This is a genomic window from Pseudomonas sp. PS01298 (assembly GCF_029959745.1).
GTDB classification, from domain to species: Bacteria; Pseudomonadota; Gammaproteobacteria; order Pseudomonadales; family Pseudomonadaceae; genus Aquipseudomonas; species Aquipseudomonas aylmerensis.
On the sequence record NZ_JASCPP010000069.1, the window covers coordinates 13,932 to 38,170 of the forward strand.

The 24,239-nt window shown below is 60.2% G+C and carries 24 protein-coding genes; 11 read left to right on the forward strand and 13 right to left on the reverse strand.

The features are described from left to right. Positions 1-174 precede the first annotated feature (174 nt). Together ompR and QMX97_RS21390 are read left to right on the forward strand one after the other, a co-directional pair. Positions 175-915, forward strand: coding sequence for a two-component system response regulator OmpR (ompR, locus tag QMX97_RS21385; protein ID WP_065899598.1), 741 nt, complete (start codon positions 175-177; stop codon positions 913-915). A 116-nt stretch (positions 916-1,031) separates the two neighbouring features. After that, entirely contained in the window at positions 1,032-2,345 is a 1,314-nt protein-coding gene (locus tag QMX97_RS21390) for an ATP-binding protein (RefSeq protein WP_065899599.1), read from the forward strand. Positions 2,346-2,439: 94 nt separating this feature from the next. On the opposite strand, the gene rimK is transcribed toward QMX97_RS21390, so the two are convergent. The 3 genes from rimK to QMX97_RS21405 are packed head-to-tail and all read right to left on the reverse strand — an operon-like array spanning position 2,440 to position 4,617. Then, positions 2,440-3,345 carry a 30S ribosomal protein S6--L-glutamate ligase gene (rimK, locus tag QMX97_RS21395; protein WP_003187674.1) on the reverse strand — a complete coding sequence of 302 codons (906 nt, stop codon included), beginning with the start codon at positions 3,343-3,345 and terminating at the stop codon, positions 2,440-2,442. After that, a complete protein-coding gene (locus QMX97_RS21400; RefSeq protein WP_065899600.1) occupies positions 3,342-3,824 on the reverse strand; it encodes an ATP-dependent zinc protease in 483 nt (160 codons plus the stop codon). The genes rimK and QMX97_RS21400 overlap by 4 nt, the downstream gene beginning before the upstream one ends. Positions 3,825-3,837: 13 nt before the next feature. Further along, positions 3,838-4,617: an EAL domain-containing protein gene (locus tag QMX97_RS21405; protein WP_282397564.1), complete on the reverse strand. Its 780-nt coding sequence runs from the start codon at positions 4,615-4,617 to the stop codon at positions 3,838-3,840. A 116-nt stretch (positions 4,618-4,733) separates the two neighbouring features. On the opposite strand from QMX97_RS21405, the gene QMX97_RS21410 reads away from it, so the two are divergent. After that, positions 4,734-5,141: a S4 domain-containing protein gene (locus QMX97_RS21410; RefSeq protein ID WP_065899602.1), complete on the forward strand. Its 408-nt coding sequence runs from the start codon at positions 4,734-4,736 to the stop codon at positions 5,139-5,141. A gap of 167 nt (positions 5,142-5,308) precedes the next feature. On the opposite strand, the gene QMX97_RS21415 is transcribed toward QMX97_RS21410, so the two are convergent. Continuing rightward, positions 5,309-6,112, reverse strand: a complete 804-nt coding sequence (locus QMX97_RS21415) for a phosphatase PAP2 family protein (protein WP_065899603.1) — start codon at positions 6,110-6,112, stop codon at positions 5,309-5,311. A gap of 124 nt (positions 6,113-6,236) precedes the next feature. On the opposite strand from QMX97_RS21415, the gene hslO reads away from it, so the two are divergent. Both hslO and QMX97_RS21425 read left to right on the forward strand, forming a co-directional pair. Further along, positions 6,237-7,139 (forward strand): Hsp33 family molecular chaperone HslO, encoded by a 903-nt coding sequence (hslO, locus tag QMX97_RS21420; protein ID WP_065899604.1) that lies wholly within the window; start codon positions 6,237-6,239, stop codon positions 7,137-7,139. Positions 7,140-7,318: 179 nt separating this feature from the next. Further along, positions 7,319-8,860: a phosphoenolpyruvate carboxykinase gene (locus tag QMX97_RS21425; protein ID WP_065899605.1), complete on the forward strand. Its 1,542-nt coding sequence runs from the start codon at positions 7,319-7,321 to the stop codon at positions 8,858-8,860. Between the two features lie 57 nt (positions 8,861-8,917). On the opposite strand, the gene QMX97_RS21430 is transcribed toward QMX97_RS21425, so the two are convergent. The 4 genes from QMX97_RS21430 to QMX97_RS21445 form a co-directional block, all read right to left on the reverse strand. Continuing rightward, complete coding sequence (locus QMX97_RS21430; RefSeq protein ID WP_282397569.1) at positions 8,918-9,769, reverse strand: EamA family transporter; 852 nt, start codon at positions 9,767-9,769, stop codon at positions 8,918-8,920. 173 nt (positions 9,770-9,942) lie between these two features. Then, positions 9,943-10,299 carry a DUF1493 family protein gene (locus tag QMX97_RS21435; RefSeq protein ID WP_065899606.1) on the reverse strand — a complete coding sequence of 119 codons (357 nt, stop codon included), beginning with the start codon at positions 10,297-10,299 and terminating at the stop codon, positions 9,943-9,945. A gap of 764 nt (positions 10,300-11,063) precedes the next feature. Next, entirely contained in the window at positions 11,064-11,663 is a 600-nt protein-coding gene (locus QMX97_RS21440) for a putative adenosine monophosphate-protein transferase Fic (RefSeq protein ID WP_282397565.1), read from the reverse strand. After that, positions 11,663-11,833, reverse strand: a complete 171-nt coding sequence (locus QMX97_RS21445) for a YhfG family protein (RefSeq protein WP_106805439.1) — start codon at positions 11,831-11,833, stop codon at positions 11,663-11,665. Before QMX97_RS21445 ends, QMX97_RS21440 begins: the two co-directional genes overlap by 1 nt. Before the next feature lie 175 nt (positions 11,834-12,008). Between QMX97_RS21445 and QMX97_RS21450 the strand changes: the two genes are divergently transcribed. The 3 genes from QMX97_RS21450 to QMX97_RS21460 all read left to right on the forward strand — a co-directional run bounded on the left by QMX97_RS21450 (position 12,009) and on the right by QMX97_RS21460 (position 15,863). Then, on the forward strand, positions 12,009-13,184 hold the full coding sequence (locus QMX97_RS21450) for a tetratricopeptide repeat protein (RefSeq protein WP_120447390.1): 1,176 nt from the start codon (positions 12,009-12,011) through the stop codon (positions 13,182-13,184). A 285-nt stretch (positions 13,185-13,469) separates the two neighbouring features. Continuing rightward, positions 13,470-15,407, forward strand: a complete 1,938-nt coding sequence (locus QMX97_RS21455; RefSeq protein WP_282397566.1) for a RecQ family ATP-dependent DNA helicase — start codon at positions 13,470-13,472, stop codon at positions 15,405-15,407. Between the two features lie 24 nt (positions 15,408-15,431). Then, entirely contained in the window at positions 15,432-15,863 is a 432-nt protein-coding gene (locus QMX97_RS21460) for a thioesterase family protein (protein WP_065899611.1), read from the forward strand. Positions 15,864-15,983: 120 nt separating this feature from the next. Here the strand turns inward: QMX97_RS21460 and QMX97_RS21465 are convergent, their stop codons facing one another. The 4 genes from QMX97_RS21465 to QMX97_RS21480 form a co-directional block, all read right to left on the reverse strand. After that, positions 15,984-16,463, reverse strand: a complete 480-nt coding sequence (locus tag QMX97_RS21465; protein WP_065899612.1) for a YMGG-like glycine zipper-containing protein — start codon at positions 16,461-16,463, stop codon at positions 15,984-15,986. Between the two features lie 480 nt (positions 16,464-16,943). Continuing rightward, positions 16,944-19,292 carry an FdhF/YdeP family oxidoreductase gene (locus QMX97_RS21470; protein WP_065899613.1) on the reverse strand — a complete coding sequence of 783 codons (2,349 nt, stop codon included), beginning with the start codon at positions 19,290-19,292 and terminating at the stop codon, positions 16,944-16,946. Further along, positions 19,289-20,128, reverse strand: coding sequence for a formate dehydrogenase accessory sulfurtransferase FdhD (gene fdhD / locus QMX97_RS21475; protein WP_282397567.1), 840 nt, complete (start codon positions 20,126-20,128; stop codon positions 19,289-19,291). The genes QMX97_RS21470 and fdhD overlap by 4 nt, the downstream gene beginning before the upstream one ends. Positions 20,129-20,225: 97 nt before the next feature. Further along, positions 20,226-21,113, reverse strand: a complete 888-nt coding sequence (locus QMX97_RS21480; RefSeq protein WP_065899615.1) for a LysR family transcriptional regulator — start codon at positions 21,111-21,113, stop codon at positions 20,226-20,228. A gap of 132 nt (positions 21,114-21,245) precedes the next feature. On the opposite strand from QMX97_RS21480, the gene lysM reads away from it, so the two are divergent. Beyond that, positions 21,246-21,686: a peptidoglycan-binding protein LysM gene (gene lysM, locus QMX97_RS21485; protein ID WP_282397570.1), complete on the forward strand. Its 441-nt coding sequence runs from the start codon at positions 21,246-21,248 to the stop codon at positions 21,684-21,686. Between the two features lie 108 nt (positions 21,687-21,794). Here the strand turns inward: lysM and yrfG are convergent, their stop codons facing one another. Beyond that, positions 21,795-22,457 carry a GMP/IMP nucleotidase gene (gene yrfG / locus QMX97_RS21490; RefSeq protein WP_120447393.1) on the reverse strand — a complete coding sequence of 221 codons (663 nt, stop codon included), beginning with the start codon at positions 22,455-22,457 and terminating at the stop codon, positions 21,795-21,797. Positions 22,458-22,544: 87 nt separating this feature from the next. Between yrfG and nudE the strand changes: the two genes are divergently transcribed. Both nudE and cysQ read left to right on the forward strand, forming a co-directional pair. Next, on the forward strand, positions 22,545-23,111 hold the full coding sequence (gene nudE / locus QMX97_RS21495) for an ADP compounds hydrolase NudE (protein WP_065899618.1): 567 nt from the start codon (positions 22,545-22,547) through the stop codon (positions 23,109-23,111). Continuing rightward, positions 23,108-23,944, forward strand: coding sequence for a 3'(2'),5'-bisphosphate nucleotidase CysQ (gene cysQ, locus QMX97_RS21500; RefSeq protein ID WP_065899619.1), 837 nt, complete (start codon positions 23,108-23,110; stop codon positions 23,942-23,944). The genes nudE and cysQ overlap by 4 nt, the downstream gene beginning before the upstream one ends. Positions 23,945-24,239 lie beyond the last annotated feature (295 nt).

Consider the following 24,239-nt stretch of genomic DNA (forward strand, 5'->3'; position numbering starts at 1 on the left):
TTGCCCTGCACGACGGCGCCGCATTATAACCAGCGTTCGGTCCTTGGGGGGTACTGCGCCCGTGGTTGTGGGACGCGGGTTCGCTGGCGGTAGAGGAAAAATCTGCTAACAATGCACACGGTGCGTATAACGGCAGCTACGCCATAATGCGCGCCGAGATAAGAGGAGCATCCAATGAGCAGCACTGCACAAACTGCTGAAGGCGAAAAAATTCTCATCGTTGATGACGATCCGGGGCTGAGCAGCCTGCTGGAGCGTTTCTTCAACTCCAAAGGCTATCGTGCCCGCGCGGTGCCGAACACCGAGCAAATGGACCGCCTGTTGGGGCGTGAAGTGTTCAACCTGGTCGTGCTCGACCTGATGTTGCCCGGCGAAGACGGCCTCACCGCCTGCAAGCGCCTGCGCAGCGCGAACAACCAGATTCCGATCATCATGCTCACCGCCAAGGGTGATGAGTTGAGCCGCATCAAGGGCCTCGAGCTGGGCGCTGATGACTACCTGGCCAAGCCGTTCAACCCTGACGAGCTGATGGCCAGGGTCAAGGCCGTGCTGCGTCGCCAGGCCGCTCCGGTACCCGGTGCCCCGGGCAGCGAAGACGAGAGCGTCACATTTGGCGACTACGAACTGTCGCTGGCCACTCGTGAGCTCAAGCGCGGCGATGAAGTGCACATGCTCACCACCGGCGAATTCGCCGTGCTCAAGGCGCTGGTGATGAACGCGCGCCAGCCGCTGACCCGCGACAAGCTGATGAACCTGGCCCGTGGCCGGGAGTGGGACGCCCTGGAGCGCTCCATCGACGTGCAGATTTCCCGTCTGCGCCGGATGATCGAGCCGGATCCGTCCAAACCACGGTACATCCAGACGGTATGGGGCGTGGGCTATGTGTTTGTGCCGGATGGCACCGCAACAAAGTGACCAATGATTTGCAGGGCGGGCATTCCAGCGTTTGACTCCATGAGGGTCGACGGGATGCCCGGCGTCTGCAATTCTGCGAGCGCCGCTCGTTCCTGCCAGGTGTCCAGCTGTCTTCTATGAAAACCCCTCTTTGGTTCCCGCAAAGTTTTTTCTCCCGCACCCTTTGGCTGGTGCTGATCGTCGTTCTGTTTTCCAAGGCACTCACGCTGGTTTATCTGTTGATGAACGAAGACGTGCTGGTGGATCGGCAGTACAGCCACGGTGTCGCCCTGACATTACGTGGCTATTGGGCAGCCGATCCCGAGAGTCGTGAAAAAATCGCCAAGGCGTCGACATTGATTCGGGTTGACGGGGCGGGCGTGCCGGAAGGCGAGCAACATTGGCCTTACAGCGAGATCTACCAGCGCCAGATGCAGGCCGAGCTGGGCGAGGACACCGAAGTTCGATTGCGCATGCATGTATCGCCCGCGCTGTGGGTGAGGGCGCCGAGCCTGGGGGATGCCTGGATCAAGGTGCCGCTGTACCCGCATCCGCTGCGGGGGCAGAAGATCTGGAACGTGCTGGGCTGGTTCCTGGCGATCGGGCTGCTCTCAACCGCCTCGGCGTGGATTTTCGTGCGCCAGCTCAACCAGCCACTCAAGCGCCTGGTCTTTGCTGCGCGCCAGCTGGGGCAGGGTCGCAGCGTGCGCTTGCCGGTCAGCGATACGCCCAGTGAGATGACCGAGGTGTATGGCGCGTTCAACCAGATGGCGGAGGACGTCGAACAGGCCGGGCGCGAACGCGAGCTGATGCTGGCGGGCGTGTCCCATGACTTGCGCACACCGTTGACGCGCTTGCGGCTTTCTCTGGAACTGATGGGCAATCATTCCGACCTGACCGATGACATGGTTCGCGATATCGAGGACATGGACGCGATTCTCGACCAGTTCCTGGCGTTTATCCGCGATGGTCGTGACGAGGTGGTGGAGGAGGTCGACCTGACGGACCTGGTGCGTGAGGTGGTAGCGCCTTACAACCAGAACGGCGAACAGGTGCGCATGCGCCTGGAACCGATCCAGCCGTTTGCGCTGCGCCGGGTGTCCATGAAGCGTTTGTTGAACAACCTGATCGGCAACGCCTTGCACCATGCCGGCTCGGATGTGGAAGTGGCGGCGTATGTGTCCGGCGACAGCGCGGCACCTTATGTGGTGCTGAGTGTGATGGACCGTGGCACCGGAATTGACCCGGCCGAGCTGGAAGGCATCTTCAACCCGTTCACCCGTGGCGATCGTGCGCGGGGTGGCAAGGGCACCGGTCTGGGGTTGGCAATCGTCCGCCGGATCGCCTCGATGCACGGCGGCAATGTCGAACTGCGCAACCGCGAAGGGGGCGGCCTGGAAGCGCGCGTACGGCTGCCGCTCGGCCTGATGTTGCCCCGCGACGCGGTATAGGGGCAGCTTCAAGCTTCAAGCTATAAGCTACAAGAGAAGGGCAAGCCGATTTGCTCTTTCTTGCAGCTTGAGGCTTGCAGCTTACAGCTTGAGACTAGCCTTTGCCCTTGGTCCTGGTCATGTTCGGCCCGCCATTTTTCTCCAGGTGCTGGATGATGATCCCCGCCACGTCCTTGCCGGTGGTGGTCTCGATGCCTTCCAGGCCCGGTGATGAGTTCACTTCCATCACCAGCGGACCATGGTTGGATCGCAGGATATCCACACCCGCCACGCTCAACCCCATTACCTTGGCTGCACGCAGCGCGGTCATGCGTTCTTCAGGGGTGATCTTGATCAGGCTGGCGCTGCCGCCACGGTGCAGGTTGGAGCGGAACTCACCGGGCTTGGCCTGGCGCTTCATGGCGGCAATCACCTTGTCGCCCACCACGAAGCAACGGATATCCGCGCCACCGGCTTCCTTGATGTATTCCTGCACCATGATGTTCTGCTTGAGCCCCATGAACGCCTCGATCACCGACTCTGCGGCGGTCGCGGTTTCACACAGCACCACACCGATGCCCTGGGTGCCCTCCAGTACCTTGATCACCAACGGCGCGCCGTTGACCATCTCGATCAGGTCAGGGATGTCATCGGGCGAGTGGGCAAAGCCGGTGACCGGCAGGCCAATGCCGCGACGCGAGAGCAATTGCAGCGAGCGCAGCTTGTCCCGCGAGCGGGCGATGGCCACCGATTCATTGAGGGGGAACACCCCCATCATTTCAAACTGGCGCAACACTGCGCAGCCATAGAACGTCACCGAGGCGCCGATCCGCGGGATCACCGCATCAAACCCTTCCAGCGGCTTGCCCCGGTAGTGGATCTGCGGCTTGTGGCTGGCAATGTTCATGTAGGCACGCAACGTGTCGATCACCACCATTTCGTGGCCACGTTCGGTGCCGGCCTCGACCAGGCGGCGGGTGGAATACAGACGCGGGTTTCGCGACAGCACAGCAATCTTCATGCAGCACCTGGGGCAGAAATAGTAGAGACCGGGAACACCGGCTTGTCTTGAACGTACTTGACGCCGGGATTGACCACCAGGTGGCCGTCAATCAGCGCCTTGGAACCCAGCAACAGGCGGTAACGCATGGCCTTGCGGCAGGCCAGGGTGAACTCCACCCGCCATACCCGATCCCCCATCGCCAGGGTGGTGCTGATCACATAGCGCACCTGCGCATGGCCGTTGGAGCTCTTGATGGTTTTCATCGTCACCAGGGGCGCTTCGCAGCGGCGGTGACGCAGTTGCACCACGCTGCCCAGGTGGGCGGTGAAGCGCACCCACTTCTCACCGTCGCGCTCAAACGGCTCGATATCGGTGGCGTGCAGGCTGGAGGTGCTGGCACCGGTGTCGATCTTCGCGCGCAGGCCTGCCACTCCCAGGTCGGGAAGTGCCACCCACTCACGCAGACCCACAACGGTCAAATGGTCAAATGTCTTCAATATGGGTAACCGCTCAATTCGCCCAGGCGCGCGGGGAAACCTCGGCCAGGGCTTTGAATGCGGGCTTGGCGAACCAATAACCCTGCATCAGAAATATTCCGCAGTCGGACAGGAAATCGCGCTCGCCGGCACTTTCGATGCCTTCGGCGATGACAGTAACCCCCAACTGCTCACAGATTGTGACAATCCCCTGGACGATCACCTGACGGACACGGTCCTGGTCGACATCGCGGATCAGCGCCATGTCGAGTTTGATCAAGTCAGGTTGGAAATCGGCCAGCAGATTCAGCCCCGAATAGCCCGCGCCGAAATCGTCGATGGCGGTCTTGAAGCCGAATTCACGATATTCACGCAGAATATTGGTCAAATGGCGATAGTTATCTACATGCTCGCTTTCCAGTGTCTCGAAAATCAGTAGGTCCAGCGGAAAATTGTGCGCGCGAGCCGCCTCCAGGGTGCTGCGGATGCACAACTCCGGACGGTACACGGCGTTGGGCATGAAATTGATGGAAAGGTGGGTTTGCATGCCCAGTACGCTGGCCTGGGCAATTGCCTGGGTCCGGCAGCGCTGGTCGAAACGGTAGCGGTTGCTGTCGTTGACCTGCTCCAGTACCGACATCGCGCCTTCGCCATTGATACCGCGCACCAAGGCTTCGTTGGCAAAAATCGTATGGTCTCGCAGGTCTACGATAGGTTGGTAGGCAAAGGCAAAATCGAAACCCAAGGGCTCGCTTTGCTGGCACCCCACGCACCGTTGGTTAGGCGAGGTGAGTGAAATGGGAAAGTCGGTCACGGTGAATCCTCGCGAAATCAGGGTGCTACCTGGCGTATCTTAGGTGAGCCTTGGGGTTTATGCGTCGAAGGGTTTCAACGGTAAAGTTGCGACATTTTTCAGAGCGGGGAATTCAAGTGGCTCAAAAGCAGGAAGAGGAAGAAAAGGTCCGTCTGGACAAGTGGTTGTGGGCGGCGCGTTTCTACAAAACACGTGCCCTGGCCAAGGCTGCCATCGAGAGCGGCAAGGTGCATCATCGCGGCGAGCGCTGCAAGCCGGGCAAAGAGCCACGTGTCGGTGATGAGTTGCAGATTCGTATAGGCTTTGACGAGAAGACCGTAGTGGTCCAGGCGCTTTCGATTGTGCGCCGTGGTGCGCCCGAAGCGCAGGCGTTGTACACCGAGACCGAAGCGAGTATCGCCAAGCGCGAAAACGCGGCGGCCATGCGCAAGGCGGGCGCCACCGGCATGACCACCGATGGCAAGCCGAGCAAGAAGCAACGCCGCGATCTGTTCAAGTTTCGCGGCAGTGGCAATGACGACTAGCTCCGCCGGCGACCCCTATCTGTCCCGGTGCTGCAGCGGACTTGTCGTGGCGAGCGGGCTTGCCCCGCGTCGGGCTGCGCAGCAGCCCCATCCCACCCCCAGTGAGGCGTCTGTTTCCAGGGCTGCTTCGCCGCCCAACGCGGGACAAGCCCGCTCGCCACAGGCGGTTATTGCGGCGAGTTCATGATGCTCAGTCGCCCGATCAGCGGCACCCGCTGAAACAGCCCGAACACCGGCGCCGTCAGCCGCAGCAACCCATTCGACACCTTCGCCGCAAACGGCGTGTAATAGCCCCAGCCCAGTGCCAACAGCGCCAGCAGTACACCGCCGATGTAATCATCCTGGCCCCAATGCGCGCCTGCTACCAGTCGCGGCATCATGAACAACAGCGCCAGGCCCCAGATCACCAGGATCTGGCCGATGCGTTTGGCAAACACGGTCATGAACATCGCCCAGATCAACAACACCGAGGCATGATCCCCCGGGAAGCTCTGGCTCGAGCGGTCCTTCAATTCCCAAGTCTTCTCCAGCCCCGGGAAATAGTCACTCATATGAATCGCGCCGCTGATCACCATCGACGGGCTGCTGTGTTGCCAGCCCATCTGTGCCGCGAGTTTGGAAAACAGCATGCGGATAAACAGCAACAGCAGCAGAATGCCGACAAAACCTAACACTGCCTGGCGCACTTGCACGGCCTTGAATACCCACTCACCGCGAATCAGCAGCGTCAGCAGAATCACCCCGACCACTGCATCAAATGGCCGCAAACTGGCCACGGCCCACACATGCAGCCACGTTGAGTTGCTCGCCAGCGGATCATTGAGCAGATGAAACAGCCACTCGTCGAAAATCACACACAGCATCTGGCCCGTGGGCCACAGCCAAAAACACAGCAGTCCGATAGCGAGTAGATTGCAAAGAGCCCATCGCCGGAGGTTCCACTTGGCTTGGAACAAACCCGGATTGTTCATAAACTGTCCCTCTCGCTCAATTAAGCTCTCTGTTTCCAGGAGAAAGCCGCACCAAGATGGTGCTAAAGCGTTTAATTTTATAAACCTTGTAATCAATTTGTCATCAATTCAGATACCCAGACCTATGACTGATCTACCGGATACCGACTTCACCCAACGCTTTATCTTCGACGAGAACGACGCCCGCGGCGAACTGGTCTCGCTGGAGCGCAGCTATGCCGAAGTCCTTGCCAAGCACCCCTATCCGGAGCCGGTCGCGCAACTGCTCGGTGAGTTGATGGCGGCAGCTGCGCTGCTGGTCGGCACGATGAAATTCGATGGTTTGCTGATTCTGCAGGCCCGTTCCGAAGGCCCGGTCCCGATGCTGATGATCGAGTGCTCCAGCGAGCGCGAAATCCGTGGCCTGGCCCGTTACGACGCCGACTTGATTACTCCAAACGCCACGCTTTCCGATCTGATGGCCAACGGCGTACTGGCGATCACCGTCGATCCGACTGAAGGCCAGCGCTACCAGGGCATTGTCGACCTCGACGGCGAAACCCTGTCGGACTGCTTCACCAACTATTTCGTGATGTCCCAGCAAGTCGGCACCAAGTTCTGGCTCAACGCCGACGGCAAGCGCGCCCGTGGCCTGCTGTTGCAGCAATTGCCGGCTGACCGCATCAAGGATGACGATGAGCGTACCGATAGCTGGCGCAAACTCACCGCCCTGGCCGGCACCCTGACAGCTGAAGAATTGCTCGCCCTGGACAACGAAACCATCCTGCATCGCCTGTACCACGAAGAGGCCGTGCGCCTGTTCGACGCACAGACCCTGCGCTTCCATTGCAGCTGCTCGCGCGAGCGTTCGGCCAATGCCTTGGTGAGCCTGGGCCTGGAAGATGCGCAGAATCTGGTGGTGGAGCACGGTGGCCATATCGAGATCGACTGCCAGTTCTGCAACCAGCGCTACCTGTTCGATGCCGCCGATGTTGCTCAGTTGTTCGCCGGTGCAGGTATCGACACCCCTTCCGACACCCGCCACTAAAACGTTTAAGCACAGGTAAATCACCTGACGAATGCCGGATTAGCGCTGTTCTGACGGGAGGGCCCTACTCTTTTTGGGCTTTTCTGGCATAATCCGGCCCACTTTTTTCGCGGTAGTAGTGCGCAACTTTCTACTACAAAACGTTTGGAGCACTCGGCCATAGGCCGACGGGGAACCTCATGACGCAAGCCAATAACGCCGTATACACCGATCTGAGTGTTGACGATCTGGTCAAAGAAGCCCTGCAGCGCGGTGAAGGCGTGCTTGCCGATACTGGCGCGCTGGTCGTAGAAACCGGTCACCGTACCGGTCGTTCGCCAGTCGATCGTTTCATCGTTGAAGAGCCTTCCACCCAGGATTCCATCGCCTGGGGCCCGATCAACCGCAAGTTCCCGGCCGACAAGTTCGATGCCCTGTGGGCTCGCGTCGAGGCATTCAACAACGCGCAAGAGCATTTCGTTTCCCACGTTCACGTAGGGGCTGCAGAAGACCACTACCTGGCCGTCAAAATGACCACCCAGACTGCCTGGCAGAACCTGTTCGGTCGTTGCCTGTTCATCAACCCGGCCCAGTACAACCCAGCCGGTCGTGAAGAGTGGCAAGTGCTCAACGTGGCCAACTTCGAGTGCGTGCCTGAGCGTGACGGCACCAACTCCGACGGTTGCGTGATCCTCAACTTCGCCCAGAAAAAAGTCCTGATCGCCGGCATGCGCTACGCCGGTGAAATGAAAAAAGCCATGTTCTCGGTGCAGAACTACCTGCTGCCAGCTTCCGACGTACTGCCGATGCACTGCGCCGCCAACATTGGCGAAGCCGGCGACGTGACCTTGTTCTTCGGCCTGTCCGGCACCGGCAAGACCACCCTGTCCGCAGACGAAAGCCGTTACCTGATCGGTGACGATGAACACGGCTGGGGCGAGGGCGTGGTGTTCAACATCGAAGGCGGTTGCTATGCCAAGTGCATCGACCTGTCGGAGAAGAACGAGCCGGTCATCTGGAAAGCCATCAAGCACGGTGCCGTGCTGGAAAACGTAGTGATCGACGATGCCAAGCACGCCGACTACGCCGATGTCAGCCTGACCCAGAACAGCCGCGCCGCCTACCCGCTGGAGCACGTTGCCAAGCGTTCCGAGCAGAACCTGGGCGGCGAGCCAAATGCTGTGATCTTCCTGACCTGCGACCTGACTGGCGTACTGCCTCCAGTGTCGATCCTCAGCGAAGAGCAAGCGGCCTACCACTTCCTGTCCGGCTACACCGCACTGGTGGGTTCGACCGAAATGGGCTCGGGCGCCGGCATCAAGTCGACCTTTTCCACCTGCTTCGGCGCGCCGTTCTTCCCACGTCCGGCCGGTGAATACGCTGAGCTGTTGATCAAGCGTATCCGTGGTTTCGGCTCCAAGGTCTACCTGGTCAACACCGGCTGGACTGGCGGCGGCTACGGCGTCGGCAAGCGCTTCAACATCCCGACTACTCGCGGCGTGATCGCAGCGATCCAGAGCGGCGCGTTGATTGGTGCGCAAACCGAACACCTCGACACCATCAACCTCGACGTGCCACTGGCCGTACCGGGCGTTGAAACCGGCCTGCTGAACCCACGTAACACCTGGGCTGACAAGGCTGCCTACGACGAAGCAGCGAAAGCGCTGGCCGGTCTGTTCATCGAGAACTTCAAGAAGTTTGAAGTGAGCGATGCGATCAAGGCTGCGGGTCCGAAGTTGTAAGATTCGGTCGCTGAAAAAAAGCCGCCCCTCGTGGGCGGCTTTTTTGTGGGCGTTGGGTCAGTGCGCGATATGCAAAACCACCGCGCCGACCAGCACCAGCACAACCCCGAGCACCTGCAGTGCTGACAGCCGCTCCTTGAAAAACACGAACCCCAGAATCGCCGCAATCCCACCTGACAATGTACTGATCACCGTCACTACAGATACCGACCCTGCCATCGCCCCCCACGAAAATGCCGAGAACCCGCCCAGGTTCATCAAGCTCGCGCCGGTCAATGTCGCGCAGTTTTTCAGCGGCGGAATCTTCAGGCCATCCTTGATCTTCAGCACCATCACCACCAGAACGCAGAGGCCGACCAGATAGCCCAGCCAGAGCATGGTGATCGGCCCCAAGGCAGGCAATGTATAGCGGCCTTGCAGCCAGAAGCTGGTGCCGTACAGCGTTGCGGCGAGCATGGCGTAGGCGATGGAGTGGTTAGAGCTGTTGTGAGGAACGCCGTTGTCCTTGTGGATGCTGGAGAGGACTACGCCGATCACGCACAGGCCGATGCAACCGAGTTGGACCAGGCTGATGTGTTCACCGGTCGCCCACGACAGCAGGGTGGTGACCACGCCGTAGGACGTCACCAGCGGCGCCACAATGGCGGCTTTGCCCAGCGCAAAGGCCTTGGACAAGGCAAGCGCGCCGGAGACCGTGAACAGCGCGGCAGCAATGCCCAGCAGCCAGACGCTCAATGAGGCATCCAGGGATTTGACCAGCAAGGCGGGGAAGATGACCAGCAGCAGGGTCATGATCAAAAAGCCCAGTGCCTGGCCGAAATACACCGCGCGTTTAACGCCCACGGCGCGGGCATTGAGGCCCACCAGAAAATCCGTGCCGCCCCAGAGCAGGGCGGCCAGCAGGCCCATCATTACGTCCATGTAAGGTCCTTGGTATGTAGGCAGTTCACCAGGTTAGCGCATAACCAAATGGGGGAATGGGCTTGCTCGCGAATGGGGGGTATCCGTGAGAAATACTCTACCTGACCCAGCGCATTCGCGAGCAAGCCCGCTCCCACATTTGATGTTCGGTGCTCTTGGGACTAACTCAGGTTTTCCAGGGTCTGCGTGTCCCAGCTGTTGGTTTTGATGGCCAGGTAGAGCATGCCGATGGTCAGCGGCACCTTCTCACCACGGCCCTTGGCCCGACGCTTGAGAAACACATCAAACACCGGCGGGTTGAAGTAACGATAAGTGTCGTAGTCGCCCAGGTCGAGGGCAAATTCCTGCTCCAGTGCTTCCATGAGTTGCTTGGCCTCACTGCCGTCGCAGCCCAGGTCGAAGTTGAGTGAGGTCTGCAGGCGAAGGGTCTTGTGTTTCGGCAGTCCGATCTCCTCATGCAGCAGTTGCAGGAGTTGCCGCATGACGGGATCTTCGGGGAAGTTGGGCGCGAGGTTCATGGTGGGAGCACGCAGGAATGGGTGAGGGGAATGGTCGCGTTGGGAGCGGTGTGTGTTTCGGGTGATAAAGAGTGCCAAGCCGATTAAGAACATGAAAGCGGGTAGGAAGGGCATTCTGAGGGTGACTGCTATGTAGGGTACTAGGAACGCCAAAATAAGGCTCGTTGCGAGGAAAATGGTCGCAAAGCGTTTTCTGAGTGCCGGGTCCGTGATTTTGCAATGCAGCACCCCATAAACCACGAAAAAAAAGCTGAGTTGAAGGTACAGGGCCATATGATTATGACGCTTCCGAGTGGACATGCATCAAGAGCGTCGATTGTTGAGCTCCTCGGCCTCCTCTCGCATTGGCGTCCAGACCGAGGATCATGTTTCCCGCGTGATATCCACGAAGCTCGCCGGAAATCGTATCGCCAACTGAGAATCCCTGCCGGCTGTCAGGCAGGAAGATGACGCCGCAGTGGCCGATGTATTGAGTCCTTTCGATGTTCACAGGGGTTTGCCGAAAAAGTTGAGAGGGCGCTATTTTCTTTCAACTGCGGGTAACTTCTGTAGAGGGGCGAGCGGTTGTTTTAGGCAATTTAGGAAGCGGACTTCGAAGCTTTTAGAAGTTTCTTACGGTGGTTTCCGGCATTTTTTACTTTATGGCGATTTGTAAGGAGGGATTAGCAAAATCGTAGGTGTGAGCTTGATCGCAACACACGTTAGGTCACTGCGGGTTTTCTGATCGACCGCGTCCTCGTTGACCTTAAGGCCGCGTATTTCGATCAGGCACTGCCAGGCCGATTGATACACCGCTCAAAAATCGCCTCCAGCCCCCGATAATCACACGCCACTGCGTCAATATTCGCCGGTACCCACGCCGCGTGTTTCACCAGCCACCAATTCACCGAAAATCCCGCATTCACGATGATCTGTTCAAACAGAATCCGCTGCGCCCGGCCGTTGCCCTCACGGAAGGGGTGGATAACGTTGAGGTCGCCATAGGCCTCGGCGATCTTGCTCACCAGCTCAGCCTGGCTCACGCCGACGAACCAGTTCGCGTCCTTCATATGCCGGATGATTTTCGCGGCTTCTGGTGGAATGCGTTCCGGGGTGCAGAACAGGGTGTCGCCTTTCTGGAGATTGACGCTGCGCAGTTCGCCAGCCCACTCGTAGAGGTCACTGAACAGCGTGCGGTGGATGTGTTGTAAGCGTTCGATGTCGTAGGGCGGGGGGAAGAGGGGGAGGTTGCCTACGGCGATTTCGGACAGTTCGCGCTCGGCCTGGTGCAGGTCAGCTTCGTCGAGCAAATCGAGGCGGTTGCGCAGGACACTGCTACCGGGATAGCAGTAAGGATCCTGGCCCACCCCGTATTTGTCGAGCATCAGCGCGAATTATTGCGGTACTTGGCGAGCACGGCCTCGCGGGTCGGCAGGGGCTTGTCGACGTCGGTCGGTTGCGTGTCAAACCCTTCCAGACGCAGGCTGGCCAAGTAATTGGAACGGCGGATCTTGTGGTAATGATCCTGTTTTTGCTCAAACGTCAGTTCGCTCATCGCAGCGTACTCCTGGGTAGCAAGGTTTGATTGTAGCGCAATGCTTGCGTCGCCAGGCGGGATATAAACCACGTCACATTCTGTACAAAAAATCCTCCGGCGGGCTGAATTCAGCGTATGTTTCACCGCAAAATCTTGTAGGGCAATTCCGCCCACTACTTAAAGGGAGTTAAGCATGGGTTTGCTTCGTGTCGCCTCGGCGATGTCTTTGTGTGCAGTGGCTTTTTCCATCCAGGCTGCGCAGTTGCCGATCGAGGTGCTCAGCGCGGTCGTCAAGGACCAGAAAATCGCCGATGCCGAAGTGCTGTTGCAGCGCAACGGCGCACAGAACGTCGTGGGCCGCACCAATGCCCAGGGCCAGGTGACGCTGACCAGCGAAGCCGCTGACGATGCCAGCAACCTGCTGATCATCAAGAAGCCCGGCTACTCCAACCTGGTGGTGAAGTGCCCATGCGCAGGCATGACCTACGCCATTAGCCCCGTGATGGAAAACCTCGACGGCCTGCGCGTCGTGCTGACCTGGGGCAAAAACCCGGAAGACCTCGACTCCCACATGATCTTCCCGGGCAACAATATTTACTTCGAGAACAAGACGGGCACCGACGCCGAGCTGGACGTGGATGACGTCGACAGTTATGGCCCGGAAACCATCACACTGCAGAAAAAGCACTACGGCGAAAGTTACGTCTACGCTGTGCATGACTTCAGCAACCGCGGCAATCCAGGTTCGCGCCAGTTGTCCAACAGCGAAGCGAAGGTGTTCGTGTACATGGGTCAATCGCTGGTGCGCACTTACTACGTGCCGCAAAACCGCAGTGGCAACCTGTGGACAGTCTTCCGCATGACCGGCAGCGGCGACTTCCAGGACATCAACACCTTCAGCGGTGTCACAGTGAATGCCGCGAACGTGCTCAATGAAGTCAAACCCCTGCTGGATGACAGCGTGGCGGTCACGGCGGTGGCTGTCAGCTCTTCCGCACAGACCGATGCGAAACGTCTGAACGTGCAAGGTGAAGCGGCCTACCAGGCTGGCAAGCTGGACCAGGCGATTGACCTGTTCCGCCAGGCTATCGAATTGGACAACGGCTTCGGCAAGGCCTACGGCAACCTGGGCCTGGCGTATCAGAAGGCTGGCAACACCGCCGAGTCGATCTGGGCCAACCGCAAGGCCATCGCCCTGGCGACCGGCGCGAATGCCGCCACCGTGCGTGCCGGTGCTTACTACAACATCGCGCGGATCTACGAAGCGGCGGGGCAGTTCCCGGATGCGTTGCGTCACTATCAGTTGGCCAAGGAGCAGAAGGCCAACCCGGTGTACGACACGGCGATCGAGCGCGTGCAGAATCGCTGATTCAGGCGTAGTACAGCGCTAAAAATGTGGGAGCGGGCTTGCTCGCGAAGGCGGTTTATCAGTCAGTGCTCTATCGACTGACACACCGCCTTCGCGGGCAAGCTAACTCCCACTTTTGGTTTGTGATGTTCTTACAAAACCCCGCGAAAAATCCCACTTCGGCCCTAGGCCATCCCTCAGTCTGTGTATCATCCTGTCTCTTTTTTCCATGCGACCTTTCTCGATTCGCTGAATTTTTCGGGCTATGTTTTTGAGCCAACTCAGCGGTCAATGGAGTGACAGCGAATGCACGACACCCTCCAGCAGGTCTTTGGTTATCCACAGTTTCGTTTAGGCCAGGAACAAACGGTCAGCGCCGTACTGGCCGGCCGTTCGGCCGCAGCCATCTTCCCTACCGGGTCGGGCAAGTCCCTGTGTTACCAGCTGCCTGCGGTACTGCTGCCGCACCTGACGCTGGTAGTGTCGCCGTTGTTGGCGTTGATGCAGGACCAACTGGGTTTCCTGCAGCGCCACGGTATTTGCGCGGGCAGCATCGACTCGGCGCAAAGCCGCGATGACGCCAATGATGTGATGGCGCGCGCGCGTTCGGGTGAGTTGAAAATCCTGATGATTTCCGTGGAGCGCCTGAAGAACGAGCGTTTTCGCAACTTCCTGCAGAGCGTGCAGATCTCGCTGCTGGTGGTGGATGAAGCGCACTGTATTTCCGAGTGGGGCCATAACTTCCGTCCGGACTACCTCAAGCTGCCGGACTACCAGCGTCAGTTCAATATCCCACAGGCGCTGTTGCTGACTGCGACGGCCACGCCCAAGGTGATTGCCGACATGCAGGCCAAGTTCGCCATCGCGCCGCAGGATGTGGTCACCACGGGCTTCTACCGGCCCAACCTCAACCTGCTGGTTGAGCCGGTAGCCGGCGCCGACAAGCGTCGGCGGTTGGTGCAGTGGATGGCCGAGCGCGCCGATCAGCCGAGCATCGTCTACGTGACCTTGCAGAAAACCGCCGAGCAGATCGCCGAACATCTGAATCGCAATGGCATCCAGGCCGAGGCGTACCACGCCGGTTTACCCAATGATAAACGCGAAGGTATCCAGCAGCGATTCATGAGTGGGCGCTCCAATTGCATTGTCGCCACCATCGCGTTTGGCATGGGCATCGACAAGAGTGATATCCGCAATGTGGTGCACTTCGACCTGCCCAAATCCATCGAGAACTACAGCCAGGAAATCGGTCGTGCCGGGCGTGATGGGCAGCCCTCCGACTGCCTGGTGCTGGCCAACCGCGACAGCCTCAACGTGCTGGAGAACTTCGTGTACGGCGATACCCCCGAGCAGGACGGTATTCACCGTGTGCTGGAGGAGTTGCAGGCCGCGCGCAGTGAGGGGCAATGGGAGTTCCTGCTGCGCTCATTGTCGGACCACAGCAATATCCGCGAGCTGCCCCTGAAGACCCTGCTGGTGCAATTGGAGCTCAGGGGCGTGATCGCGCCGCGCTATGCGTTTTATGCCGAGTACCGCTTCAAGTACCTGATTGAACCGGAGGCGTTGCTCGCACGATTTTCCGGCGAGCGGCAGCAGTTTGTCGCGGCGATTGTCCAGGTATGCAAGCGCGCGAAAACCTGGGCTACCGTGGATTTTGACGCGCTTTATCAACAGCACAATGCCGAGCGCAATCGGGTGGTGAAGGCGCTGGATTACTTCCAGGAACAAGGTCTGATCGAGCTGGAAAGCAAACAGATGACCGAGGTCTACAGCCTGCTCAATATCGATTTTGACCCACAGGCGCTGAGCGCCGAGCTATACACAGGCTTCAAGCAGCACGAGGTGGGAGAGGTGGCGCGGATTCACGCCATGCTTGATCTGTTCGCCACCGAGCAGTGCCTCGGCCAGCGCCTGGCGCAGTATTTCGGGGATGAACAAGCGCCCCAGCGTTGCGGACATTGTTCGGTCTGCCACGGTGACGTGGCGCATCTGCCAGCACCGCCCAGTCTGCCGCCGCTTGTGGATAAAAACTTCATGGGCCTGTGCGGTGACTTTATCCACAGGCATCATGAACATACCGGCCAACTGCCCGGCGCCGAGCGGCTGACGCGGTTCCTGGGCGGCATCAGCGTGCCGCTGTTTACCAAGCTGAAGGCGCGGGGCATTCCCGGTTTTGCTGCGCTGGAGGACTACCCCTACGCCGATGTGCGTGAGTGGGCCCAAGCCCATCTGAATGACTTGTAAATCCACTTTCAGTGAGACCTGCCCATGCCTGAGTCAATGCCGCAACGCGCTGATTACCGTCACTTCCAGCCGATCATCACGCGCTGGCACGACAACGATGTGTATGGCCATGTGAACAACGTGACCTACTACAGCTTCTTCGACACCGCGGTGAATACCTACCTGATCGAGCAGGGCGGGTTGGATATTCATGAGGGTGAGGTCGTGGGGTTTGTGGTGAGTTCGGCGTGCGATTACTTTGCCTCGATTGCCTTTCCGGACCGTATCGACATTGGCTTGCGCGTGGGCAAGTTGGGCAACAGCTCAGTGCAGTACGAGTTGGCGGTGTTCAAGGCTGGCGAAGAAGACGCCTGCGCAGCGGGGCGCTTTGTGCATGTGTTTGTCGATCGCGGGACGAACCAGCCGGTGGCCATTCCGGGGACGCTGCGCGAAGCGCTGCAGCGGTTGGTGGTGTGACGCCATTTATGTCGGCGCCGGCTTGCCCGGGATGGTTGGGTGCCAGGCGGTCAGCCTGATCCAACGCTATCGCAGGCAAGCCAGCTCCCAGTGGACTGGTTAGTCCTTCAGGTCGCTGAATTACCGATGACGGTAGTGATGCTTGTTCTTGCGATGCCCGTACGCATGGCCACGGCCGCGATGGTCATCACGGTCATAACGACGGTTATCACGACCACGGGAGCGACGATCGTCATCATCGCTCTTGTTGCCCATGTAGTTACCCAGTGCGCCACCTGCGCCACCGCCGGCGGCTGCGCCGATCAGGCTGCCGGTGTTGCCGCCCATGCTGCGGCCCACGACGTTACCGCCGGCTGCGCCCAGGGCGCCGCCAATGGCGGCTTCGCCACGGCTGCGTTTGTCGGCACCGACCGCACTGCCGCCCGCACCGCCGAGGGCTGCGCCGATGGCCGAACCGGTGTTACCGCCGATCTGCTGGCCTACAACTGAACCGAGTACCCCGCCCAATGCGCCGCCCACACCGGCTTCGGTGGTGCCACCGGCCATGGCTGCGCCACTGACCAGGCCAAGGGACAACAAGAGAATCGAGGAGAACTTCATAGAGAGACCTCAAGAGGATGACGGCGCGATCCTGAGGTTGTATCGAGGCACTGACAATCGAAAACCGACCAGTGGTATGGGTTGTATACAATTTGCTAAGTTGCTGTTTTGTATGGGGAACTTAAGTAATTTTTGCGAGTCTCTAGTTACTTCGGAACGGCCGCTTTTATGCAAAGGCGGCCTTTTTTGTGCCCGCGATTTGGGCTCTCGAGTGCTTTGTAATGGGGTGGGCGGGCTTGTCCCGTGTTGGGTTGTGAAGCGGTCCCGAGACCAGGTGAATGTGGGCTGACTGGACTGTGCGTTGCTGTTATTGGGGCTGCTGCGCAGCCCAACGCGGGGCAAGCCCGCTCGCCACAATAATAAGTCCGGTCGCCACAGTGGCGAGCCTGCTAGAGATAGCAACAGGTCAGCTAGGCACAGCAACAAGCCGGCAGGACACAGCATGGTGTCCTGTCACAGCACGCGGGCTTGCGCCGTGTGTCAGGCTGAGCGGGCCATGATCAAGCCACTGTCGCTCGCCGCTTCCAGGCAAATCGCTACGAATTTCGAGGTTGGCGTGTGGCTGCCATCGCCGGTGCTTTCCAGCGGCACCAGTGGGTTCACTTCTGGATAGTAGGCCGCTGCCTGCCCGGCGGGAATATCGAACGCGAGCAGGGTGAAGCCCTTCACGCGGCGCTCGCGGCCGTCTTCCCACAGCGACACGATGTCGGCCTTCTGCCCCGGCTTGAAGCCCAGGCGGATAATGTCGGCTTCGTTGACGAACAACACGTCACGCTGGCCCTTCACCCCGCGATAGCGGTCGTCCAGGCCATAAATGGTGGTGTTGTACTGATCGTGGGAGCGCATCGACTGCATGATCAGGTCCGGCACGCGGCCTGTGGCGTGGGTGCGTTCGTGGATCAGGTCTTTCGGCAGGATATTCGGGCGGAAGTTGGCGCGGCCCGACGGCGTGTTCCAGCGGCGTGCACCGGCGGAGTTGCCCAGGTAGAAACCACCCGGGTGTTTCAGGCGTTCGTTGAAATCCTTGAAGCCCGGGATGGTGTCGGCGATCAGGTCGCGAATACGGCTGTAGTCCGCCACCAGCCAATTCCAGTCTACCGGTTTGCTGCCCAGCGTCGCGGCGGCGATACCGGCGAGGATGGCCGGTTCCGACTTCATCAGCTTCGACAGCGGCTGCAACTGGCCGTTGGAGTCGTGGACCATGCTGAACGAGTCTTCCACCGTCACCGCCTGCGGGCCTTCGGCCTGGATGTCGATGTCGGTGCGGCCCAGGCACGGCAGGATCAGTGCGTCTTTACCGTGGGTCAGGTGGCTGCGGTTGAGCTTGGTGCTGATCTGCACGGTCAGGTCGCAATTGCGCAGGGCTTCGAAGGTGCGCGGGCTGTCCGGCGTCGCTTGGGCGAAGTTACCGCCCAGGCCGATAAACACCTTGGAGCGACCCTCGAGCATCGCGTGAATCGCTTCCACCACGTTGTGGCCGTTGGTGCGTGGCACCTGGAACTGGAAGCGGCGCTCCAGGGAATCGAGGAATGCCACCGGTGGGCGTTCGTTGATGCCCATGGTGCGGTCGCCCTGCACGTTGCTGTGCCCACGTACCGGGCACAGGCCGGCGCCAGGACGGCCAATGTTGCCGCGCAGCAGCATCAGGTTGGCGATTTCCTGGATGGTCGGGACTGAGTGGCGATGTTGGGTGATGCCCATCGCCCAGCACATGATCACGTTCTTGCCCTTGGCGTACATGCGCGCCGCTTGCTCGATCTCGACCAGCGTCAGGCCGGACTGCGCGACGATTTCATCCCAGGAGGTGTCGTCGATCTGGCCGAGGTAGTCGAGCACGTTGGCCGTGTGTTCGTTGAGGAAGTCGTGGTCGAACACCGCTTCCTTGCCTTCGGCCTGGGCCTGGCGTTCCCACAGCAGCAGGAACTTGGCCATGCCGCGCAGGATGGCCATGTCGCCCCCCAGCGCCGGGCGGAAGTAGGCGGTGTTGGTCGGCTTGTCACCGTTGGTGAGCATTTCCAGCGGGTGTTGCGGGTGCTGGAAGCGTTCCAGGCCGCGCTCTTTGAGTGGGTTGATACACACCACCTGGGCGCCGCGCTTAACCGCTTCGCGCAGCGGTTCAAGCATGCGCGGGTGGTTGGTGCCGGGGTTCTGGCCCCAGACGAAAATCGCATCGGCGTGTTCGAAGTCGTCAAAGGTCACGGTGCCTTTGCCGACGCCCACACTTTGCGCCAGGGCTACGCCGCTGGCCTCATGGCACATGTTGGAGCAATCCGGGAAGTTGTTGGTGCCGTAGGCGCGCACGAACAGCTGGTACAAATACGCCGCTTCGTTGCTGGCGCGGCCCGAGGTGTAGAACTCGGCCATGTCCGGGCTGGGCAGCGCATTGAGATGCTTGCCGATCAGGTCGAATGCCGCCTCCCAACTGATGGGCTTGTAGCGGTCGGTCTCGGCGTCATAGCTCACCGGCTCGGTCAGGCGGCCTTGATATTCCAGCCAGTAGTCACTCTGCTCCAGCAGCGCAGTCACACTGTGCTTGGCGAAGAATGCAGCGTCGACGCGGCGCTTGGTGGCTTCCCAGTTCACCGCCTTGGCGCCGTTTTCGCAGAACTTGACCATGCCGCTTTCCGGCGAGTCGCCCCAGGCGCAGCCCGGGCAGTCGAAGCCGCCGTTCTGGTTGGTCTTGAGCATCATGCGGATGTTTTTCAGCGCGTTGTCGCTGGTCAGCCACGCCTGCGCCACGCTGATCAATGCACCCCAGCCGCCAGCCGGGCCTTTGTAAGGCTTGTAGCGCGGGGTCGGGGTTTGGTCGGCTTGGTGATGATTGCTCATGGCTGGTACTCCATCGCAGGGCTATAGACCCGCGGCGCGCTTTTCTGCGGCAGGTGGATGAGATTGAGGTTGTGCCGGCGCGCCCATTGCAGGGCGAGGCCGGTGGGCGATGACAAGCTGACGAGGGTCTGGATGCCCGCGCGCAGGACTTTCTGGATCAGTTCGAGGCTGCAACGACTGGTGACAATCGCCAGGCCACCGTCAGTCGGAATTTTTTGGCGGATCAGTGCGCCGATCAACTTGTCGAGGGCGTTATGCCGGCCGATGTCCTCGCGGCCCATCAGCAGTTCGCCCTGGTTGTTCATGAACACTGCCGCGTGCACGGCGCCGCTGTATTGGCCCAGCGGCTGGAACGCACTGATGCGCTGGCGCAGGCCGTCGAGCCATTCGGCAGGCGGCAAGGGCGCGCCTGGCAGCACTTGCAGGTCTGGCAGTGCCTGTTCTACCGCTTCTACGCCGCACAGGCCGCAGCCGCTGGTGCCGGCCAATTGGCGGCGCTGCTGCTTGAGGTTCCAGAAGGCGCGGCTGGAGATTTGCACCTGGGCGTATTGGGCTGAGCCCGAACCGCCGAGTTTTAGGTCATAAATGTCGCTAACGTCGGTGATAATGCCGCTGCCGATACTGAATCCGACAATAAAGTCTTCCAAATCCGTTGGCGTGACCAGCATGACCGCCTGGCTGATGTCGTTATAGGCAATCGCCAACGCCACTTCTTCCGCCAACGCTGTGCGGGCGACTTCAGTGTGTTCGAGGTTGCAAAACTGATAGCTCTGGCTGGCGGCGGGCGCGGGTGTTTCAAGAGCGGGCGCCGCGCAGACTGGGCGCTTGGCGTTCATGGGGCTGTACCACCGACGGATTGATCAGTGTTTAGACTAGGCGCGACAAAGCGTCGCGTCTAATTGCCAGTACTGATCTACCGATAGATGACGTCGATCAAGGCGTTGTTTGCGATTTCTGGTACAGCGCGAAACACGCTTCCGCCAGCGCTGAGCGTGGCGCGCTGCGGCGCATGATCAGCCCCAGGCGTGCCAGGGTGTGAGCGTCTTCGATCGGTTGCAGGCGTAGATGCTCGGTGAGTGCGTCCAGGCCGCCATCCAGTGGCATTACGGCGCAACACAGGCCGCCGTGCACAGCTTGTAACAATTGGTGGACGGCGTCGGTCTGCAGCAGCGGCTGCGGGTTCAGGTTTCGGCTGTGGAAGTTATGGTCGATGGACTGACGAAAGTGCATGCCACTGGTGAGCATGCCCAGGGGCAGCTCGGTCAGGGCCTCCCAGCTCAACGGCGTGTCGCCGAAGCTGAAATAGCGCTGGTCGTAGAGCAGGCCCATGCGGGTTTCACCGAGGGCAAAGGAGTCGAAGCGCTCGGTGTCGAGGCGCTCCAGGTACGACACGCCAAGGTCCAGGCGATTGCTCGCCAGCTGTTCGAGGATCTGTTCGGAACTGAGCGCCGAGAGTTCGAAGCGCAGGCTTGGGTGCTCCTTGTGCAGTTGTTGCATCAAGGCCAGGGGATCGAAGCTCGAGAGCGGCACCACACCCAGGCGCAACGTACCGACGAGGTTGCCGCGACAGGCCGCGGCTTCGGCCTGCAAGCCGTCGTAGGCCGCCAGCACCGTACGTGCCCACGCCAACACGCGTTCGCCAGGCGCGGTAAAGCCCTCGAAGCGCTGGCCGCGATTGACCAGTGGCAAATCCAGCTCTTCTTCCAGGCTGCGCAGGCGCATCGACAAGGTCGGCTGCGTGATGTGGCAGCGCGCGGCCGCCTGGCCGAAGTGACGGGTCTCGTCGAGGGCGATGAGGAATTTGAGTTGCTTGATGTCCATCTTCGCTCCAGGGCTTATTCCAATGGCGGGGGGATTCTAGCGCGTTTGGGTCTGTGGCCGGGCCGGAACCCAAATCCGTCGGACTGGTCTAGTCTTGAGCATCTGGACATCAACTACCAAGGAGAGCGCACCATGAGTCTTTTTAGCTTTGTTAAGGAGGCCGGCGAGAAGCTGGTCAAGCTGCTGACACCAGGCAATGCCAACGCTGGTGAAGATTTGAAAAAGCATATCGAGGATGTCGGGTTGGGTAACCCTAACGTTCACGCTACCGTCGAGGGTGACAAGGTCACGATTTCCGGCGAGGTAGCGACGCAGGAGGAGAAAGAAAAAATCATCCTGGCAGCGGGCAATATCGCCGGTGTTGCCAGCGTCGAGGACCAGATTACAGTTCCCGGTCCTGCCGTGGCGGCAGCCCGTTTCGTCGTGGTGAAAAAGGGCGACACCCTCAGCGCGATTTCCCTGGCGGTGTATGGCAACGCCAACCAGTACAACAAGATTTTCGAGGCCAACAAGCCGCTGTTGTCGGATCCGGACAAAATCTACCCAGGGCAGACACTGCGTATTCCTGAGTAATACACAACGTAAAAATGTGGGAGGGGGCTTGCCCCCGATAGCGGAGTGTCAGTCGATATCAAGGTGACTGATCCACCGCTTTCGGGGGCAAGCTCCCTCCCACATGGTTCAGAGTCCGACAATGAGATCGCGGTAATCACCGACTGCCGCAAATTCAGCCGTGTCCTTCGGCCCCTTTTGGCTATCCGGCTCCTTCACTGCCAGTAAATGCCCCACGCCAAACGCGCGGGCGCTGCGCAGGATCGGCAAGGTGTCGTCGATAAACAGGCTGCGCGCCGGGTCGAAGGCAATGTCGGCTTGCAGGGCGTCCCAGAACTGCGGGTTTTCCTTGGCGAAGCCGTAGTCGTGAGAGCTGATCAACCGCTCGAAATACGGCGCCAGTTCAATGCGTTCCAGCTTCAACGACAGCGAGTCACGATGAGCATTGGTGATCAGGATCACCCGCTTGCCGGCCTGTTTGATCGCCGCCAGGAACGTGTCGGCATCCGGGCGCAGGGCGATCAGGTGGGCGGTTTCCAGCTTGAGCTCGCGCACCGGGATATTCAGCTCGGTGCTCCAGAAATCCAGGCAATACCATTGCAACTGTCCGGCGTTACGCTCGAACAGCGGCTGCAATTCCATCTCGGCCATGGCTCGGCTCACCCCGTGCAGCTCGGCGTAACGCTGGGGCAGGTGTTCCATCCAGAAGTGGTTGTCGAAATGCAGGTCGAGCAGTGTGCCGTCCATGTCCAGCAGGACGGTGTCGATGGCGTGCCAGGGCAGAGAGGGCATGGAGTGGTCTCATGTAAGTAAAGATATCCGACACAGACAATCGGAAAAGCCACGGTATAGTAACCCGATCACGCCAAGGAGCCGCTTATGCGCCAGAAACCCACCGTCCTCGCCCGCGAAATAGTCGCCAGTAGCCGTTTGTTCCGCGTGGAGGAAGTGCAATTGCGCTTTTCCAATGGCGTGGAGCGGACCTACGAGCGCCTGGTAGGCCGCGGCGCCGGTTACGGCGCGGTGATGATCGTGGCGATGATCGACGACGAGCACGCGTTGCTGGTGGAAGAGTACTGCGGCGGCACGGACGAGTATGAATTGTCGTTGCCCAAGGGCTTGATCGAGCCGGGTGAGGATGTGCTGGCGGCGGCGGACCGCGAGCTCAAGGAAGAAGCGGGCTACGGTGCGCGTCAGCTGGAGCATCTGACCGAGCTGTCGCTGTCGCCTGGCTATATGAGCCAGAAGATCCAGGTGGTGCTGGCCACTGATCTCTACGAAGAACGCCTGGAGGGCGATGAGCCCGAACCAATGCGCGTGGACAGGGTCAACCTGCACGAGCTGTCGCAACTGGCGCAGAACGAGCAATTCAGCGAAGGCCGCGCCCTGGCCGCGCTGTATCTGGTACGAGATTTGTTGATTCAGCGTGGAGCGTTTATCGCATGAGCGAACTGTTTTTAGGCCACCCGTTTATCGCCCCGGTGATTGAGCTGGCTCGCCAGGCGGGTGAAGTGATCCTGCCGTATTGGCGCGCGGATGTGGCGGTGACGTCCAAGGCCGATGATTCGCCGGTGACGGCGGCAGACCTGGCCGCCCATCACCTGATCCTCGCCGGCCTCACGGCCTTGGACCCGAGCATTCCGGTGCTGTCCGAAGAGGACGCCGATATTGACCAGAGCGTGCGCGCTGGTTGGCAGCGCTGGTGGCTGGTGGATCCGTTGGATGGCACCAAGGAGTTTATCGCCGGCAGCGAGGAATTTACCGTCAACGTGGCGTTGATCGAACAGGGCCGCGTGGTGTTTGGCGTAGTGTCCATGCCCACCAGTGGCCGTTGCTACTTTGGTGGCGCGGGCCTCGGTGCGTGGCGCTCGGATGTCAACGAAGCCCCCAAGCAGATCCAAGTGCGTGAGTCGCCCGCCGTGGGCGAGTCCTTCACCGTCGTGGCCAGCCGTCGACATACCAGCCCCGAGCAGGAGCGTTTGCTGGACGGCTTGAGCGAAGGCTTGGGCGCCTTGAAGCTGGCCAATATCGGCAGCTCGTTGAAGTTCTGCCTGTTGGCCGAGGGCAGCGCCGATTGCTATCCGCGCCTGGCGCCAACGTCGCAGTGGGATACCGCAGCCGCCCAGGGCGTGCTTGAAGGGGCGGGCGGTGAGGTACTGGAGTTGAGCGGCGAGCCGTTCAGCTACCCGGCGCGGGCCTCATTGTTGAACCCATTCTTCCTGGCATTGCCAGCCAAGGCCGCCTGGCGGGACCGACTGCTCACCCTGGCGCGTTCCTGAGTCGGTCGGGGATTCAATGTGGGAGCTGGCTCCCACATTCGAACTGCGCCACCTTGGAGGCGATTGCGGTGGGTCAGCCAGCTTAGCCGGCTCTGATCCACCGCCTTCGCGGGCAAGCCCGCTCCCACATTTTTGATCGGTGTGAAGCTTCGCGTTTGGCCGCGCGGTTGGAATTGCCGGGTTGCACCGCAAGAGCGGACGACGCATCCCCCAATGTGGGAGCGGGCTTGCCCGCGAAAGCGGTATGCCAGTCACCGAACATGTTGGCTGATCCACCGCCTTTGCGGGCAAGCCC

What these genes read in the sequence shown, in the direction of transcription:
- ompR (WP_065899598.1), top strand. Translation starts at nt 175, where the DNA reads ATGAGCAGCACTGCACAAACTGCTGAAGGCGAAAAAATTCTCATCGTT.
- QMX97_RS21390 (WP_065899599.1), top strand. Translation starts at nt 1,032, where the DNA reads ATGAAAACCCCTCTTTGGTTCCCGCAAAGTTTTTTCTCCCGCACCCTT.
- rimK (WP_003187674.1), bottom strand. Translation starts at nt 3,345, where the DNA reads ATGAAGATTGCTGTGCTGTCGCGAAACCCGCGTCTGTATTCCACCCGC.
- QMX97_RS21415 (WP_065899603.1), bottom strand. Translation starts at nt 6,112, where the DNA reads ATGAACAATCCGGGTTTGTTCCAAGCCAAGTGGAACCTCCGGCGATGG.
- hslO (WP_065899604.1), top strand. Translation starts at nt 6,237, where the DNA reads ATGACTGATCTACCGGATACCGACTTCACCCAACGCTTTATCTTCGAC.
- QMX97_RS21425 (WP_065899605.1), top strand. Translation starts at nt 7,319, where the DNA reads ATGACGCAAGCCAATAACGCCGTATACACCGATCTGAGTGTTGACGAT.
- QMX97_RS21430 (WP_282397569.1), bottom strand. Translation starts at nt 9,769, where the DNA reads ATGGGCCTGCTGGCCGCCCTGCTCTGGGGCGGCACGGATTTTCTGGTG.
- QMX97_RS21435 (WP_065899606.1), bottom strand. Translation starts at nt 10,299, where the DNA reads ATGAACCTCGCGCCCAACTTCCCCGAAGATCCCGTCATGCGGCAACTC.
- QMX97_RS21440 (WP_282397565.1), bottom strand. Translation starts at nt 11,663, where the DNA reads ATGCTCGACAAATACGGGGTGGGCCAGGATCCTTACTGCTATCCCGGT.
- QMX97_RS21445 (WP_106805439.1), bottom strand. Translation starts at nt 11,833, where the DNA reads ATGAGCGAACTGACGTTTGAGCAAAAACAGGATCATTACCACAAGATC.
- QMX97_RS21450 (WP_120447390.1), top strand. Translation starts at nt 12,009, where the DNA reads ATGGGTTTGCTTCGTGTCGCCTCGGCGATGTCTTTGTGTGCAGTGGCT.
- QMX97_RS21455 (WP_282397566.1), top strand. Translation starts at nt 13,470, where the DNA reads ATGCACGACACCCTCCAGCAGGTCTTTGGTTATCCACAGTTTCGTTTA.
- QMX97_RS21460 (WP_065899611.1), top strand. Translation starts at nt 15,432, where the DNA reads ATGCCTGAGTCAATGCCGCAACGCGCTGATTACCGTCACTTCCAGCCG.
- QMX97_RS21465 (WP_065899612.1), bottom strand. Translation starts at nt 16,463, where the DNA reads ATGAAGTTCTCCTCGATTCTCTTGTTGTCCCTTGGCCTGGTCAGTGGC.
- QMX97_RS21470 (WP_065899613.1), bottom strand. Translation starts at nt 19,292, where the DNA reads ATGAGCAATCATCACCAAGCCGACCAAACCCCGACCCCGCGCTACAAG.
- fdhD (WP_282397567.1), bottom strand. Translation starts at nt 20,128, where the DNA reads ATGAACGCCAAGCGCCCAGTCTGCGCGGCGCCCGCTCTTGAAACACCC.
- QMX97_RS21480 (WP_065899615.1), bottom strand. Translation starts at nt 21,113, where the DNA reads ATGGACATCAAGCAACTCAAATTCCTCATCGCCCTCGACGAGACCCGT.
- lysM (WP_282397570.1), top strand. Translation starts at nt 21,246, where the DNA reads ATGAGTCTTTTTAGCTTTGTTAAGGAGGCCGGCGAGAAGCTGGTCAAG.
- yrfG (WP_120447393.1), bottom strand. Translation starts at nt 22,457, where the DNA reads ATGCCCTCTCTGCCCTGGCACGCCATCGACACCGTCCTGCTGGACATG.
- nudE (WP_065899618.1), top strand. Translation starts at nt 22,545, where the DNA reads ATGCGCCAGAAACCCACCGTCCTCGCCCGCGAAATAGTCGCCAGTAGC.
- cysQ (WP_065899619.1), top strand. Translation starts at nt 23,108, where the DNA reads ATGAGCGAACTGTTTTTAGGCCACCCGTTTATCGCCCCGGTGATTGAG.